This window comes from Cellvibrio sp. pealriver (genome assembly GCF_001183545.1).
GTDB lineage: Bacteria > Pseudomonadota > Gammaproteobacteria > Pseudomonadales > Cellvibrionaceae > Cellvibrio.
The window spans coordinates 3,858,375-3,874,460 of sequence record NZ_KQ236688.1 but is presented as its reverse complement, the minus strand read 5'-3'; the positions used below and the strand labels follow the sequence as shown (position 1 = coordinate 3,874,460).

General features: G+C 50.3%; 15 protein-coding genes. 3 read left to right on the top strand and 12 right to left on the bottom strand.

Annotated elements, in window-relative coordinates; translation table 11 throughout:
• Positions 1-12: 12 nt before the first annotated feature.
• The 6 genes from VC28_RS16820 to VC28_RS16795 form a co-directional block, all read right to left on the bottom strand.
• Positions 13-1,197, bottom strand: coding sequence for an O-antigen ligase family protein (locus VC28_RS16820; RefSeq protein ID WP_049631665.1), 1,185 nt, complete (start codon positions 1,195-1,197; stop codon positions 13-15).
• Position 1,198: 1 nt separating this feature from the next.
• Positions 1,199-3,172 carry a lipopolysaccharide core heptose(I) kinase RfaP gene (gene rfaP, locus VC28_RS16815; protein WP_049631664.1) on the bottom strand — a complete coding sequence of 658 codons (1,974 nt, stop codon included), beginning with the start codon at positions 3,170-3,172 and terminating at the stop codon, positions 1,199-1,201.
• Positions 3,169-4,260 (bottom strand): lipopolysaccharide heptosyltransferase II, encoded by a 1,092-nt coding sequence (gene waaF, locus VC28_RS16810; protein WP_049632484.1) that lies wholly within the window; start codon positions 4,258-4,260, stop codon positions 3,169-3,171. Before waaF ends, rfaP begins: the two co-directional genes overlap by 4 nt.
• Positions 4,261-4,327: 67 nt before the next feature.
• The gene (locus VC28_RS16805; RefSeq protein ID WP_049631663.1) at positions 4,328-5,257 is read right to left on the bottom strand and encodes a branched-chain amino acid transaminase; all 930 of its coding nucleotides are present in this window, start codon (positions 5,255-5,257) and stop codon (positions 4,328-4,330) included.
• Positions 5,258-5,293: 36 nt separating this feature from the next.
• Positions 5,294-8,278 (bottom strand): bifunctional [glutamate--ammonia ligase]-adenylyl-L-tyrosine phosphorylase/[glutamate--ammonia-ligase] adenylyltransferase, encoded by a 2,985-nt coding sequence (gene glnE, locus VC28_RS16800; protein WP_049631662.1) that lies wholly within the window; start codon positions 8,276-8,278, stop codon positions 5,294-5,296.
• Positions 8,279-8,325: 47 nt separating this feature from the next.
• Positions 8,326-8,808 carry a winged helix-turn-helix transcriptional regulator gene (locus tag VC28_RS16795; protein ID WP_082191594.1) on the bottom strand — a complete coding sequence of 161 codons (483 nt, stop codon included), beginning with the start codon at positions 8,806-8,808 and terminating at the stop codon, positions 8,326-8,328.
• Positions 8,809-8,930: 122 nt separating this feature from the next.
• Here VC28_RS16795 and VC28_RS16790 point away from each other — a divergent pair, with 122 nt between their 5' ends.
• The 3 genes from VC28_RS16790 (at position 8,931) to VC28_RS16780 (ending at position 11,117) form a co-directional block, all read left to right on the top strand.
• Positions 8,931-9,803 carry an SDR family oxidoreductase gene (locus tag VC28_RS16790; protein WP_049631661.1) on the top strand — a complete coding sequence of 291 codons (873 nt, stop codon included), beginning with the start codon at positions 8,931-8,933 and terminating at the stop codon, positions 9,801-9,803.
• Positions 9,790-10,443 (top strand): DsbA family oxidoreductase, encoded by a 654-nt coding sequence (locus VC28_RS16785; RefSeq protein ID WP_049631660.1) that lies wholly within the window; start codon positions 9,790-9,792, stop codon positions 10,441-10,443. Before VC28_RS16790 ends, VC28_RS16785 begins: the two co-directional genes overlap by 14 nt.
• Before the next feature lie 149 nt (positions 10,444-10,592).
• Complete coding sequence (locus VC28_RS16780) at positions 10,593-11,117, top strand: glycine zipper 2TM domain-containing protein (protein WP_369799061.1); 525 nt, start codon at positions 10,593-10,595, stop codon at positions 11,115-11,117.
• Positions 11,118-11,211: 94 nt separating this feature from the next.
• Here the strand turns inward: VC28_RS16780 and VC28_RS16775 are convergent, their stop codons facing one another.
• The 6 genes from VC28_RS16775 to lysA all read right to left on the bottom strand — a co-directional run bounded on the left by VC28_RS16775 (position 11,212) and on the right by lysA (position 16,068).
• Positions 11,212-11,592, bottom strand: a complete 381-nt coding sequence (locus VC28_RS16775) for a hypothetical protein (RefSeq protein WP_049631658.1) — start codon at positions 11,590-11,592, stop codon at positions 11,212-11,214.
• A 1-nt stretch (position 11,593) separates the two neighbouring features.
• The gene (locus VC28_RS16770) at positions 11,594-11,971 is read right to left on the bottom strand and encodes a hypothetical protein (RefSeq protein WP_197085556.1); all 378 of its coding nucleotides are present in this window, start codon (positions 11,969-11,971) and stop codon (positions 11,594-11,596) included.
• 273 nt (positions 11,972-12,244) lie between these two features.
• Complete coding sequence (xerC, locus tag VC28_RS16765; RefSeq protein ID WP_049631657.1) at positions 12,245-13,186, bottom strand: tyrosine recombinase XerC; 942 nt, start codon at positions 13,184-13,186, stop codon at positions 12,245-12,247.
• Between the two features lie 19 nt (positions 13,187-13,205).
• Entirely contained in the window at positions 13,206-13,898 is a 693-nt protein-coding gene (locus tag VC28_RS16760) for a DUF484 family protein (protein ID WP_049631656.1), read from the bottom strand.
• A gap of 20 nt (positions 13,899-13,918) precedes the next feature.
• On the bottom strand, positions 13,919-14,749 hold the full coding sequence (gene dapF, locus VC28_RS16755; RefSeq protein WP_049631655.1) for a diaminopimelate epimerase: 831 nt from the start codon (positions 14,747-14,749) through the stop codon (positions 13,919-13,921).
• A gap of 71 nt (positions 14,750-14,820) precedes the next feature.
• The gene (gene lysA / locus VC28_RS16750) at positions 14,821-16,068 is read right to left on the bottom strand and encodes a diaminopimelate decarboxylase (RefSeq protein ID WP_049631654.1); all 1,248 of its coding nucleotides are present in this window, start codon (positions 16,066-16,068) and stop codon (positions 14,821-14,823) included.
• Positions 16,069-16,086 lie beyond the last annotated feature (18 nt).

The following is a 16,086-nucleotide window of genomic DNA, read 5'->3' as shown; positions in this document are numbered from 1 at the left end:
TCCACAACCAATTTACTGTTTCGCCTCTGGGCGATCCGTATTTTTCAGCTGCTGCAAACCTGCAGCCAAGAGTGCAGCAGGAACCCAGTACAGCAGCCACTTCACGTCAATTTCCCAAAACAGGCTACGCGAATCCACAAACAAACAACCGCAACCATAAAGAAGCCACAGCGTCAGTGGTGCCAAATACGGATGAAGACGAGCCTGCCACAATAACAATGTCAGATGAACCAGAGCCAAACCCAGACCAATCACACCGGTGCGATATAAAATATCCAGCCAGGCATTATGGGCATGATGATATTCCCCGATGCTGGTGTGGATCTGAGTCACTTCGCTTATGCCAATTCCAGATAAAAACAAACCCGGTTGGGCCCACATTTGCCGGATGACATCCAGCCAGATTTGATCGCGGAAAGATGCTCCACGCTCCAGCAATAATTGGTTTACCGGAAAAATGACACACAGCGCCACTATTCCCAGCAGGGCAGCCGCTATCTGTACCAACAAAATTTTCCGCTTGGGGCGCAACCAAAATAGCCCTATCACCAACACCACAACCAAAGATAACAATGGCCCCCTGCTCTGCGATAAGCCTAGCGCAGCCAGTGCAGGAATGCAGGCAAGCGACAATCCCAGAGCGCGTTTGCCGCTAGCAGTTCGCCAGGACAATAAAATCCCCAGCAGGATAACCACACCGAACACCTGCCCCACCAGAGTGGGCGCACGCGCAGCGGTAATACCTTCCATGCGCGCCGCAAGTGGGTGGTTCCAATAAAACACGGCGATATTAATGAGCGCAGCGACTGCCCCCACCAACACAAACCAATACAACAGTTGATCCCAATCGAGTGATTTTTTTTGCAACACCCACGCTGAACCCGCCAACCATGATGCAAGCACACACCATTGCAAGATAAAAAAGCCGGAGTCATCGCCCCATAGACTCGTCAGGCAACACCACCCTGCATAGGCAAGTGCAACACTGGTAAATGCGCCGCCATATTGCTGGAATTCCGGTTTGCGCCACGGCAAGATCAGCAACATGGGTATAAACAATGTGAGCGCGAATATCGCTTCCAATCCATCGCGCGAGGGTGCCCATAAAAATGCACTGACAAATATCCATAACCCGGCGTATGACCAAGCCGCTATTTTTGCTTCACGCCATTCGCGTTGTAAGAGTGCTATTGGCATATTATTTTTTAACCCCGAAATAGTGCGGGGCGCGACCAAAATCGCGGCGATACATCTTGATCGCACGCGCTGTGATTTTTTCCAACATAGACTTTTGTTCCTTTAACAAACTGCGCAGATCCTGTGCAAAATAGATTTGCAAAAAATACAGATAATCGCGGTGGGTAAATTGCAAATTCAACGTTGAGAATAATAGTCCGCCAACATCTTTTACCCGCCAGCGCTCCGGCACTTGCATGCGCATCTGCGCGCGGTGCAGATCAATCAAATAAATATCTGGCTCGGCATTCTGGTTCACCAGAAAATCTGTCTTCAACATAAAATGACAGAGATATAAATCGCGATGATTTATTCCCGCCGCATGAAGCTCGCGCACCATGTACGCCACTTGCGCGAGAATGCAACGTTTTGCCTTGAAGCTGACATTATGTTGCTCAAAGAAATGATCTAGCTGAATAACATCAGCTAACTCGCGGGTGACAATGAAAGATTGCTGCCTCGCAGGGTTTTTACCACGCACGCCATAGGCGAGCGGAATTAAACTCGGGATATTCAATGCACGCAATTTAGTGAGCGCATTCCATTCGTTAGTGGCACCCAATACTGGCCAGCGCAATTGCAGCAGATTTTTAATGATTTCTTTCCAGCCAACACCGCGATGCCACTTGCGGTAGTAACCTCGCCCATTTATTTCAAAGCGCATGGTTTGGCGATCAGGTAATTCCCGCGCGACCTTGCCACGCATATGCTCCATCACTGAAAACACATCCTGATCTTGCCATGCATCGACTAACTCATCGAGCAAAACCACATGTTGATTCGCTGTCGATAACACCTGATGCCGGTTGGCAATAAGATTGTTATTTGCAATGCGCTCCAAAATTTGCAATGCAACATCCACGCGCGAAAACACATCCGAAGTCTTTGCAAAAACTTCGCTGCGCTCACGCCACACAGCACTATCAACTGTCAAAACAGAAGCAACCATATTTGCGATGGCAACAGGCGTGGCACCCATCGGGATTAACTCCCCCATGGCTTGCTGAGCGACATAATGCGCATAACCGCAATGCGCAGATGCCACAATCGGGCAACCGCACAGCATCGCCTCCAGAATGACATTACCCGCAAGCTCTTTACGCGCCGGATGCAAGAGCACATCTGCGGCATGTAATAAATCGCCTACAGGACTGCGCGCACCGAGAAAAAAAACCTGATCTGCGACACCCAGACTCTGCGCCTGTTTACGATAATCATAAGGATCATCGCTACCCACAATTGCCAATGCCACCGGATAGGACGCGCACGCGCGCAACTCGGCAAATGCGGCAATACTGATATCGACACCTTTGGTTTTAAAACCGGAGCCCAAACATAAAATAATGCGAGTATCGGGTGTGAGACCTAAATCGTGCAGCAGCGCCATGCGCGCATGGCTAGGGTTTTCACAGGCGATATGCGCCGCAGAAATTCCCGGAGGGAGAAAATGAAAACGCTCCGCAGGTGTTCCGTAACAACGCACAAATTGTTTTTGCTCACTTGCGACCAATGACAAAACATGCACGCCACTTTCTGCGGCAAATACGGCTCGCTCATACGCGAGATACAAACGCGAGCGCGGAGTTAACCGATACAGTACGCCACGCTCAGCATAAGCCTTGTGCGCAAAACAGCTATCACCTGCAAAATACACATCCAAACCCGGCATTTTGTTAAAGCCGAGCAGCAGATCAAATTCATTGCGTGGAAACTGCTGCAAAAATCTATTTACAAAATGTTTTACGCCAGCGACATTAAAAAAACCGGATGACTTAATAACCACAACATCAATACCGGGAATTTTTTCGCCTTGCCAATCGCCACAAAAAACAGTGACCGTATGTCCACGAACCTGTGCTGCCTGCGCAATAGCCAACATATCGCGCTGCAAACCGCCAAACGGAAAATAGCGAAAAATAACAATCGCTAATTTCATCCGTTACTATCCATTTGCAACACAGCGGTTTGTGCAGTCAATTCATCCAACGCAGTAATCACTTGTTGTGGCATTAATTCGCGCAAGCATTTGTGATGAACCTTGGGACATTCACGCTCAAAACAGGGCGCGCATTCGATTTTGTTACTGATGATGGAGACACGCTCTGCAAGCGGCGGCGTGTGCTCCGGTGAAGTCGAACCGTAAATAACGGCCAAGGGCTTTTGCAGTGCAGCAGCGATATGCATTAAACCGGAATCATTACTGAGCACTGCGTCGGCGCAATCCATCAAATCAATCGCTTCACCCAAATTAGTGCTACCCGCCAGATTAAAACAATACTCGCGCTCATCATCCAATAACAATTGACGAATAGCATCGGTCACTTCGCGGTCTTTGGCTGAGCCCATTAACCACACCTGCCAGCCTGCGCGGATTTTTTCATCGGCCACTTCGGCAAAATAATGTTCAGGCCAACGCTTGGCCGGGCCGTATTCAGCACCGGGGCAAATTATTAACAGCGGGCGATTCAGCTGCAATGCAAATTTTGTTAACAATTGTGGGCGCTGGGATTGATCGACCGTTAACCGCGGATAAGGGAACTCATTGAGTGGTGCATTTTCTTTTGGAAAAGCCAACGCAGCATAGCGCTGTACCATTAATGGATAGCGCTTTTTATCTAACACGCGAATATCGTTTAGCAATCTATAACGCATTTCACCGCGCCAACCTGTGCGCAGAGGAATATCCGCAAAAAAAGGAATAAAAGCAGACTTAAACGAATTGGGTAATACAATCGCTTGGTCGTATTGGTTCGACATCAATGATTTGCCCAGTGCACGCCTCTCAGCGAATGCAAAACTACCGTGACCAATAGGCATCTCAATCACATGATTTACTTGCGGCATACGGATTAATAATTGCCGCGTCCAACCGGATGCCAACACATCGATTTGTGCCGAGGGATTTCGCTGTTTTAATAATTGGATCAGCGTGTGCGCCATCATCATATCGCCAATCCAAGCAGGGCCAATCACCAAAATGTTTTGGATTTTTTTCAGCTCTGTCGGGAATGCAATATCAATCATAGGCACGAATAATATTTACTGAGGGCAAAAATGATAACGGAGCCATTCGGCTCCGTTAAGGTGGCGATTATTTTGCAACTGGCGCCAACCAGTTGGTGTGCTCAGGTAACTCCCCGCGCACGGATTTGAAATACAAATCCTGCAAACGAGTGGTAATTGGCCCGCGACGGCCTTCGCCAATCTGGCGGCCGTCCAATTCGCGGATCGGCAATACTTCTGCCGCCGTACCGGTGAAAAATGCCTCATCTGCCACATAGACTTCATCGCGGGTGATGCGTTTTTCTTTGATGGTGTAACCGCAATCAGCCGCCAGATGGAAAATGGTATTGCGGGTGATGCCGTCGAGGCACGAGGTCAATTCCGGTGTGTAGATAATGCCATCGCGCACCAAAAAGAAATTCTCGCCGCTGCCTTCTGCCACATAACCTTCGTTATCCAGCAACAACGCCTCTTCACAACCACTGTCCAGCGCTTCTTGCAACGCGAGCAATGAGTTGATGTAGTGGCCATTCGCTTTCGCTTTGCACATGGAAATATTCACGTGGTGGCGAGTATAGCTGGAGGTGCGGATACGGATACCCAAATCGCGCGCTTCCGGCGACATGTATGACGGCCAGTGCCACGCAGCAACCATAATGTGCACTTTCAAATTGTCAGCGCGCAGCCCCATGCCTTCGGAACCGTAAAACGCCATCGGGCGCAAGTAGGCTTCTGCCAAACCATTTTCACGCACGACCATTTTGTGCGCTTCGTTAACAACATCTTTGGTGTAAGGCATTTTCATGCGCATGATGTGCGCAGAGCGGAACAGGCGGTCAGTGTGTTCTTGCAGACGGAAAATACTGGTACCCAAACTATCGCTTTTGTACGCGCGGACGCCTTCAAAAACGCCCATGCCGTAGTGCAGTGTGTGAGTCAACACGTGAACCTTGGCATCGCGCCAGGGAATGAGTTCACCATCAAGCCAAATAACGCCGTCGCGGTCGGCAAAAGACATAGCAACTCCAAATTCTTTATCAAAAAGTCTGTGTCATCAGGGGTGACCGATCACGCGATCCCAAATCGCCGTGACCTGTGCACGCTCTTCAGTGAAATGATTGTCACCTTCCAGCACCGCCTCCTGTCGCTGTAGCGCGAGGCGATGGCCAGTGGATCGGTATGCTTTGTAAGCCGCGATCAGGTGGGCCACGGATTCGGCATCGAGTAAGCCTGCCTCTTCCAGTGATCCGAGTATGCGAATGTTGTCCGTGTACCGGATGACCTCGGGCGCTTGTGCAGCCCAAGCCAAGGCCGCGTATTGAACCATAAATTCAATATCCACGATACCACCGGCATCCTGTTTCAAATTAAATAAAGCCGGTGTTTTGGCGGCATTTTGCGGCTGGTTTTTGGCTTTGGACTCACTGCCCAACTGCTCGCGCATTTTGCGCCGCATATCGCTCACATCTGTGCGCAGCTTTTCCAGATCCCGCGGGCGACTCAATATGCGCTGGCGCACCTGATCAAACTGCTCGCCGAGCTGCTCATCACCCGCCACTACCCGTGCGCGTACCAGCGCCTGGTGCTCCCAGGTCCAGGCCTCGTTGGCCTGATACTTTTCAAATGCCACCAGCGACGACACCAACAAACCCGAGTTACCGGAGGGGCGCAAGCGCATGTCCACCTCGTACAATTTGCCCGAGGGTGTGTAGGTATTGAGGATGTGGATAATCCGCTGCCCGAGACGGGTGTAAAACGTCAGGTTATCGATGGCGCGCTCGCCGTCAGTACTGAGGTTGGCATCGGTATTGTGGATAAACACCAAGTCCAGATCCGAGCCATGCCCCAGCTCGATCCCGCCCAATTTTCCATAGCCGACAATCACAAATTCCGGCGCAAGATCAACACTACCATCGGCGCGCCGCGGGCGACCGTGGCGCTCGACCAAATGCTCCCAGCTGAGCTGCAGCACATGCTCCAGCACCACTTCGGCGATATAGGTCAGGTAATCGCTCACCTTCATCAGCGGCAGGGCACCAGTCACTTCGCTGGCGGCGACACGTAAGGCATGAGCAGAGCGGAAATAGCGCAGCGCCTCCATGTGCCCCTCAAGGTCATCCCAAGTCAGGCGCAACACATCGCGGCGCAATTCGTCGCGCAGACGGGATTTGTCCGGTGGGGTGTAGAGGCTTTCCGGTGTCAGCAACTCATCCAGCAAGGCTGGATATTGGGTGATTTGGTCGGCGATTAACGGGCTGGCGGCACAGAGTCGAACCAACTGGTGAAGCGCCGTGGGGTTCTCTACCAAGAGCACCAGATAAGCCGTACGGCGCGCGACTGCCTCAATGAAAGGTACAATTCTGGCAAAGGTTTCCGCGATAGTTAGTGGTAACTTACCTGCACCCGCCTCCTGAAATAACATATGCAGTAAACGCGGCACAAACGCATCCAGCCGGGTGCGGCCGCTGGCTTGCATCGACAACACCGAGCGACTGTTGCGTAGATCGGCCAGGTTTTTTACCAGCGCCGGCGCTGTATCCACATCGCGCGCCTCCAGCACATGGATGGCATCCTCGCCCTGCAAACTGCCTTCCCATAAACTCAAGCAGAAGGTCAGGGATTGCTGGTCGATAGACTCTTCTTCATCGGGCGCGGCAATCACGGCTTTGAATTCGGCATTCACTCGCTTGCGATAATCGCTCAGCACAGTGAAAAAATTCTCCCAACTGTCAAACCCCATTACCCACGCCAAGCGCTGTTGGCCGAGCGGATCAACCGGCAGCGCTTGCGTCTGTTTGTCCTGATAGCCCTGAATCGCGTGTTCGGTATTTCGCAAAAAAATGTAGGCTTCGAGCAAGGCTGCGCCGGTTCCGGGCGGCAAGTAGTTTTCCTGCTCCAAAATCGGCAGTAGCACCGGCACCTTGCGCTTGCGCAGGTTGGCATCGCGCCCGCCGCGGATCAGCTGGAAGACCTGCACCACAAATTCCACCTCGCGGATGCCGCCCTCACCCAGTTTCACATCCAGGTTCATCCCCTTGCGCTGTACTTGCCGCGCGATCAGGCCTTTCATCTCGCGCAGGGATTCAATTGCACTGAAATCGATGTACTGGCGATAGGTGAACGGCTGCAGCATCTCGCGCAAGGTTTTGCGCGCAGCCTTTTGATTCTCGCCGCCGGCCATCGCCACCGTGCGCGCTTTGATCATCGCGTAGCGCTCCCATTCGCGGCCTTGCGTCTGGTAATAATCTTCCATGCCCGCAAAACTCATGGCGAGTGAGCCGCTTTCGCCGTGCGGGCGCAAACGCATATCGGTGCGGAATACAAAGCCATCGGCAGTGATCGCATCCAGACTTTTGATCAGCCGCTGGCCGAGTTTGACGAAGAATTCCTGATTACTCACCGCACGCGATGCATGGTTGGTTTCACCACCTTCAGGGAAAGTAAAAATCAGGTCGATATCGGACGAAATATTCAATTCCCCCGCGCCCAATTTCCCCATCCCCAGCACCATAAACGGCTGCGCCAAACCGGATTCGCGCCCGATCGGTGTGCCGTAGATTTTTTCCAGCGCGCGGTAGTGATATTCAGCGGCCAACTGGATGGATGTATCCGCAAAGCGCGATAGCTCTGCCGTCACCTCACTCATCCCCGCAAGGCGATTCAGGTCGCGCCAGATCACCCGGATCATCGCTTTATTGCGCTCGCGGCGCAGACGGGCATCCACATCCGCATCGTTGATTCCGGCATTGATTACCGATGCAAACTGCTCAAGGTCGGCATCGGTCTGCGCGCGGAACAAGGCACCTGACTCAATTAAATCCAGTAACAGGGCCGGTTTTTGGGCGGCGGTTTTGGCGATAAATTCACTCGCCACAAAAGCGCGGGTTAGCTGCGCAAAAAATACGCCTTCGCTCACCGATTCCGGCAAGAGCGTCTGTGGCTGGGGTAAATCCTGATTCTGGATCGCGCTGGTAAATTGCTCCCAAAAACGCTGGGCTGCAGGCTGTAGCTCGGCGGGTACGCCGGTGAAATTCAGCATAAATAACTCGTCGTGGTTTTTATTCGTGAAGAAATACTAGCAGCCGATTAACCTTCGGTGCCATTTGCAGCATGGGTTTCATCCTCGGGCAGGTTAATCCGCCCCAGATTTTGCTCAATCCAGTCCACCAGGCTGCGCACTTGTTCGGCCACTTCTGTTCCCAGTGGCGTGAGGCTGTATTCCACATGAGGCGGCACCACCGGCAAGGAACGGCGATCGACAAAACCATCACCCTCCAGCACCTGCAGCGTCTGCGCCAGCATCCGTTCGCTGACACCATTGATCTTACGGCGCAATTCGCTGAAGCGATGGGTGCCCGCCAGCAAGGCGACCAGTACCAATACTCCCCAGCGGCTGGTGATGTGGTTGAGGATCAGGCGCGAAGGGCACTTGTCGGCAAATACATTGCCCGCCGCCAGCGCCTCGGTGATGGAAGCATACCTCGGTGCAGACCCTGCCCCTGCCTCTACACCTGCCCTTGCCCCCGAATCAATAACATCTACATCAGTCGTCGATTGAATTTTTTTCATACTTACCTTTTTGTACGTACTTACTAAAAGTTAGCTTGATTGTTATTCTGCCCCTGAACTTGCGCGCAGGCAACCTTTTCAGGTGTCAATAGCCACTGACTCATCCAGATATCGAGGTTTTTATGATTGCTATTACCGGAGCCACCGGCCAGCTTGGCCAGTTAGTTATAGAACAATTGCTACAGAAACTCCCCGCCAACCAGATTATTGCTCTGGTGCGCAACCCCGCCAAAGCGAGTGAACTGCAAGCGCGCGGGCTGCAGGTACGCACCGCAGACTACGATCAACCCGACACACTGGAAACTGCACTGCAAGGTGTGGATAAGCTCTTGCTGATCAGCAGCAGTGAAGTGGGAAAACGCCTGGAGCAACATCGCAATGTGGTGAGTGCTGCAAAAAAAGCCGGCGTAAAACTGCTCGCGTACACCAGCATCCTCAATGCAGAAAATTCCATCATGGATCTCGCGCATGAACACAAAGAAACCGAGCAGTTGATCAAAGCCTCCGGCATTCCTTTTGTGTTCTTACGCAATGGTTGGTACACCGAAAATTACACGGCGGGCATTCCCACGGCACTGCAATTTAATTTACTGCTCGGCAGCGCAGGCGATGGAAAACTTTCACTCGCCGCACGCGCCGATTACGCTGCGGCAGCTGCAGAAGTGTTGGTGCGCGACAACCAGGCCGGGAAAGTGTATGAACTTGCCGGTGATGAGGCTTATACACTGGCAGAATTCGCAGCGGAATTATCACAGCAAACAGGCAAGCACATTCCCTACAATAATTTACCGGAAGCGGAATACCGGACAATCCTACAAAATGCCGGCTTGCCCGAATGGCTTGCAGAATTACTGGCCTCCTCCGATGCCAGCGCTGCGCAAGGTACATTGTTTGATAACTCACACCAGCTCAGCCAATTGATTGGCCGCGCCACCACACCGCTGGCAGAATCCATTAAAGCCGCACTCACAGGAGCCGCTCATGCTGCGCATTGATTTTATTTCCGATATTAACTGCCCCTGGTGCGCACTGGGGCTGGCCGCATTGGACGCGGCCATTCAACAACTGGGCGCTGAAACTCCTGTGGAAATTCATTGCCAACCGTTTGAATTAAATCCGCAACTCCCTGCAGGCGGGGTAAAACTGAAAGATTATTTGCAGCAGAAATATGGCATGGGCGATGCGCAAATCCGCAGCGTCCACGACACCATCGCCGCACGCGGAAGCGAATTGCAATTCACCTTTGCCGAGCGTGAATTTTTATGGAACAGTTTTGATTGTCATCGCCTTTTATATTGGGCAGAACAAGAGTATTCCGCCGAAAAACAAGTGCAATTAAAACGTGCGCTTATGCAAGCCTATCAAGGTGAAGGGCGCAATATCAGCCAGACAGAAATCCTGGTAGATGTCGTTGGGCAAGCCGGTCTGGATAAGCACAGGGCAGAAACCGTTCTGGCGAGCAACGAATTCACTCAGGAGGTACGCACCCTGCAACAAACATGGATCAACGCAGGTATCAGCGCAGTCCCGAGCCTGGTGATTAATCGCCAGCATTTATTGCAGGGCGCGCAATCGCCTGATGTCTACGCTCAGGCATTGCGCGATATTGCCCAACAACAAAATCCATCGCAATAAACCAAACTGTGTCACAGCTTTGCCGTTGCCTGTGTCTCAACGTGGAATAGATTAGAAACCTATTAAGTTTTTGTTCATCAACTTCTTGCTTACATGAAATCGTGTATGGCAAACAGCGCAAGCTGCAGGAGAAAAATATGAACAAATCCATGTTTATGGGCATAGTGTTGGGTGCAGGTATTGCCACCGCGGGTGGTGCAATTGGCGGATACCAATTATTGAAAGACCCTGATCACGCCGATGTCATCAGCAGCACACCGATTATCAAGCAGACTAAAATTCCGCATCAGGAATGCCACGACGAAACCGTGGTTAAACAAAAACCGGTGAAAGACCAAAACCGTATCGCAGGAAAAGTAATTGGTGCAGTGGTTGGTGGCGCACTGGGAAATCAGGTTGGCGGAGGTAGCGGCAAAAAAGTCGCCACGGTTGCAGGTGCCGTTGCCGGTGGTTATGCAGGTGATAAAGTACAAAAAAATATGCAAGAGGGAGATACTTACACAGTGGTAGAACAACGCTGTAAAACCACTTACGAAACACGCGAAGATATTACCGGTTACGATGTTGTGTATCGTTTGGATGGCAAAGAATCGTCAATCAAAATGGATTATGACCCAGGCAATAAAATCCCATTGGAAAACGGAAAATTGGTTACCACCCAGTCACAACATTAAACATTACCCAAACAATTCCCGAATTAATCAGAGAATAAAAAATGGCGCACATGCGCCATTTTTTATCATTCAACATATGAACACAGGTATTGCATTATAAAAAAATCATTAATGTAGCCATATTCATTTTTTCACCGTCATCATAGACAAGCTCAATTTCTTGCTTATCTTTTCGGTAAGATTTTTCATTAATTTTGGAAAATCCGTCGCGCTCTAGATAATCAACAATTTCGCTTTTTTTCGCCAAGCACTTCAACTGAACTATCAATGGCTTTGCGCCATCTGCCGCACTATAAATAAAGCCAGGAGTGTCACTGCAAAACCCCGAGAGGCTGCCAATTTCTTTAGGCGTTAAAATCCAATAATCAACGCTGAATTTTTGATATTCCCTGTGCTCTGAAAATGAAACTACCACAAAATACCCAAACCCTACTAACAACACTATAACCATAGAGAACATGAATTTGAATTTCATTCTACTTAGCCTCGCGGTAATAAATACCTTCTTTAGCAGGCTTTATCGTTGTCAAAGCATAAGGTAACTCAGCAGACATTGGCCCGCCAACAGCTGGAGAAATCGGATATACATAAGGCACTGTTGTGTAATTTTTCATATCACCAACAGCACCATATTTATCCCATATTTCCAATGCGATTCTCTTATTAACTGGCTCACAAAGTTGGATGTGTTGTCCGCTCGGCTCAACAGCACGATAAAAACCAATTAAATTGGAGACAAGATCTTCGGCACTATATCCACTGTTAGTTAACTTTTTGAATGGCCAATCTGACTGCAATGTTTCAAATGAGTGCGAAACATCCATAAAAATAGAGAGCGCTCTCAGGATTAGCATGCCCCAAATCAATCCACCCACACTTTTTAGTATAGATTAATCCATATTTACGACCAGAAGCTTGAGCACCATCAATAATATCCATTCTTGACGTCATAGTATTGTCCCTAGAAGTTTCCAACTGAAGCTCATTATAAAATTCTGAATTTCGCAATTAAATAACTGTTCACGTGAAACTCTGAGAGTTATTTCACGCTATTGAATAACATCTATGCAAAACAAGAAATCACAGCGTCCTCCTGAGAAGATCAGGAAAAACATAACTGCCCCGGCTTACTCTTCTTCGTTTTTTGTTTTTCTCGTCGCGCGCGGATGGGCTTGGTCATAAACCCTGGCAAGGTGTTGAAAATCGAGGTGGGTATAAATTTGGGTGGTAGAAATATTGGAGTGGCCGAGCAGCTCTTGCACCAGACGTAAATCGCCGCTGGATTCCAGCATATGGCTTGCAAATGAGTGGCGTAACATATGTGGATGAACGGGATTATCCATACCTTGCTGGATGCTCAATTGCTGCATCCGCATTTGCACTGCGCGATGGCTAATGCGCCCGCCGCGCTGGGTGGTAAATAATGCTTGCTCGTTATCTTGCGTATATTGTTTGCGCTCGACCAACCAGTCTTTGAGTGCGCTTATCGCATAGGAACCGATCGGTAATATGCGTGTTTTTTTACCTTTACCGGTGACAGTCAGCATTGAGTCACTCCAATCGATATCCACCAGATTGAGACTCACCACTTCTGCCAAACGCAAACCCGATGAATAAATTAATTCCACCAACGCGCGGTCGCGCTTATTAATAAATTCATCACCTTCGATTTGCACAAACTGCGCAGCTTGATCCGCGTCCAGCGTCTTGGGCAACATCTTGGGCGCTTTGGGTGCGCTTATGCCATCGGCAATATTATTTTTCATCCACCCGTGTTTTACGCAAAACTGAAAAAAACTGCGCAGTGATGACAACCAGCGCTGCAAACTTTTACCGCCCAAGCCTTCGCGATGTAAATGCGCCACTGCCATACGCACATGATTCACGCCCAAATCAGGCAGCGCTATGAGGGATTTTTGCATGCAAAATTGCTGGAACTTTTCCAGATCGCGCGCGTAATTACTTTGTGTATGAGAGGAAAATTGTTTCTCGCTGCGCATATAAGCATAAAACGCAGCGAGCTGTTCGGTGAAGGGTAAGGATATGGCGGGTGGAGAAATGTCGTTCATAAATCTCCGGTGAACAATGTTAGCGTGGCAGATATTTTGGTAATAACCGATTGAGCACTTCCGCAATATAACTCAAAAACAGCGTTCCCATACTGGAGCGATAGTATTGCGGGTCGCGGTTACCGATGGTGAGCAAACCAAACACACTGCCATGCACCAGCGGAACCGTGGCAATAGAGCCAATTTCTGGCGCATGCTCACCAAAAATAAATTCCATTTCTTTGGAACCCAGCGTACCACACATAGCGCGGCTATTTTTGAGCAACGGACCAACAGACTCCCGCGCTTCGGCAATATTCACCACACGCGCCTCACTTGCAGGGATTTTGTCGGGATTACCAAACAAAATCACACTGGTGAAATGAATACTGAAATCTTTATCGAAGCTGTACAGCAAGGCATCGATAATATCGCCCATATCCTGGCCTTCGAGCAGGCTCAGTACCAAGCGCTTACTTTTATCGAATAATTTATCGTTGTCACGCGCGTTATCCAGCAATTTGCTCAAGCGATTGCGCATATCGATATTGCGCTCGCGTAGTATCGCCACTTGCCTTTCCACCAATGAAACTGCAGAGCCTGATTCATGGGGCAGAGTCAATTCTGCCAACAGATCTGCATGCTGCTCAAAAAAATCCGGATGCTCGCGTAAATAAGCCTCGATTTGTTCCGGCTCCAATGGATCAGCAAGTGTGGCGATATGTTCGGTCATAGAAGTCGCTTTCAGAATAATTAGATTTTTATTTGTCCATGAAACACGGTAACGGCTGGGCCCGTCATGATGACGGATTGCCCTTCGCCCGGCCAATAAATTTGCAAACTGCCGCCGGGCAAATTCACTTTGACGTTTTCATCCAGCAAGCCGCGCAACCGGCCAGACACCACCGCGCCGCACGCACCTGTGCCGCACGCGAGCGTCTCGCCCACACCGCGCTCATACACGCGCAAATTAATTTCGTTGCGCGACACAATCTGCATAAAGCCCGCGTTCACACGCGCCGGAAAACGTGCGTGGCTTTCGATCAGCGGCCCGAGCTCGGCAACCGGTGCAGTCTTCACATTATCGACTACCAATACGCCGTGTGGGTTGCCCATGGATACCGCCGAAATATCGTAGGTTTTACCTGCAACTTCAAACGGATAGGTCACTGCTTGGGCATCGGCGATAAAAGGAACCTGCGCAGGTTGCAAGCGCGGCGCGCCCATATCGACACTCACCTGCTCATCCTGCTGCACGCGCAGCTCGATCAAACCACCCGCGGTTTGCACCTTGATTACATTTTTACCGGTGAGTTTGCGCTCGCGCACAAACACCGCAAAACAGCGCGCGCCGTTGCCACAGTTTTCAACTTCGCTGCCATCGCAGTTAAAAATGCGGTAGCGAAAATCCACATCGGGCGTATCCGGTGTTTCAACCAATAAAATTTGGTCACAACCCACACCAAAATTGCGATCGGCAATGTAGCGGATTTTTTCCGGTGTTAAACGCACACTTTGGCTAACGCCATCGATCACTACGAAGTCGTTGCCGAGGCCGTGCATTTTGCTAAAACGTAAACGCATGATTCTTTCCGTTTGAGTGATTGATTATCCCGCAGCCCGCATGACATTAACGGGACACGGGAATCTCACAGTTATTCCGGCAAAAGCGCTTCGCCGCGAATCATATCTTCAAAAGTTTCGCGCGCGCGCGCCAGATGCATCTGATCGCCATCAACCACCACTTCAGCGGCGCGGCCACGGGTGTTGTAGTTGGAGCTCATGCTAAAACCATAGGCACCGGCGGACATCACCGCCAACAAATCGCCCGGTTCAATCGCGAGTTCACGGTCTTTACCGAGAAAATCGCCAGTCTCGCAAATCGGACCAACAAGATCCCATTTTTTTACCTCGCCCGCGCGTGGTTTCACGGCTTTTATATCCTGCCAGGCTTGATAGAGCGATGGACGAATGTTGTCGTTCATCGCCGCATCGATCACTGCAAAATTTTTATGCTCGGTTGGCTTCAGGAACATCACTTGCGTGAGCAGCACACCCGAGTTTGCCGAAATCGAACGGCCTGGCTCAAACATTAACGCTAATTTACGATCACCTAATTTGGCTTTAATAGCAGCCATGTAATCGGCAACGGGCGGCGGTGTTTCATTGCGATAGGTCACGCCCAATCCGCCACCCAAATCCAAGTGAGAAATTTCAATACCCTTGCTCGCCAATTCATCGACCAACAATAACAGGCGATCCAGCGCATCCAAAAAAGGCGTGAGCTGGGTTAGCTGTGAACCTATGTGGCAATCCAGACCTTTGATGGCAAGACTGGGCAATTGCGCCGCGCGCGCATAAACCGCTGGTGCGCGTTCAATCGCGATACCGAATTTATTTTCTTTCAAGCCAGTAGAAATGTACGGATGCGTATTGGCATCCACATCCGGATTCACACGCAAGGAAATATGTGCAACCTTGCCTTTTTGAGCAGCAACTTCTGCCAGTAATTCCAATTCTGCTTCCGACTCAACATTGAAACAAAAAATACCGACATCGAGCGCGCGCGCCATTTCGTCCGCGCTTTTTCCCACACCGGAAAACACAATGCGCGAGGGCTGGCCACCGGCGAGCAATACACGCTCCAATTCACCGCCAGAGACGATATCGAAACCTGCACCTAGTTTGGCGAGCATATTAAGGATCGCCAAATTGGAGTTCGCTTTTATCGCATAGCAAATCATGCCGGGATGCGAACCCAATGCTTGCGCGTAAGATAAATATTGCTGCGTAAATGCTGCGCGGCTGTACACATAGCAGGGCGTACCAAAACGCGCTGCAACCGCAGCGAGTGGAGTATCTTCAACGTAGAGTTCGCCATTGCGTTCGGTGAAATGTTGCATAAAAAATCTCGATCAAAA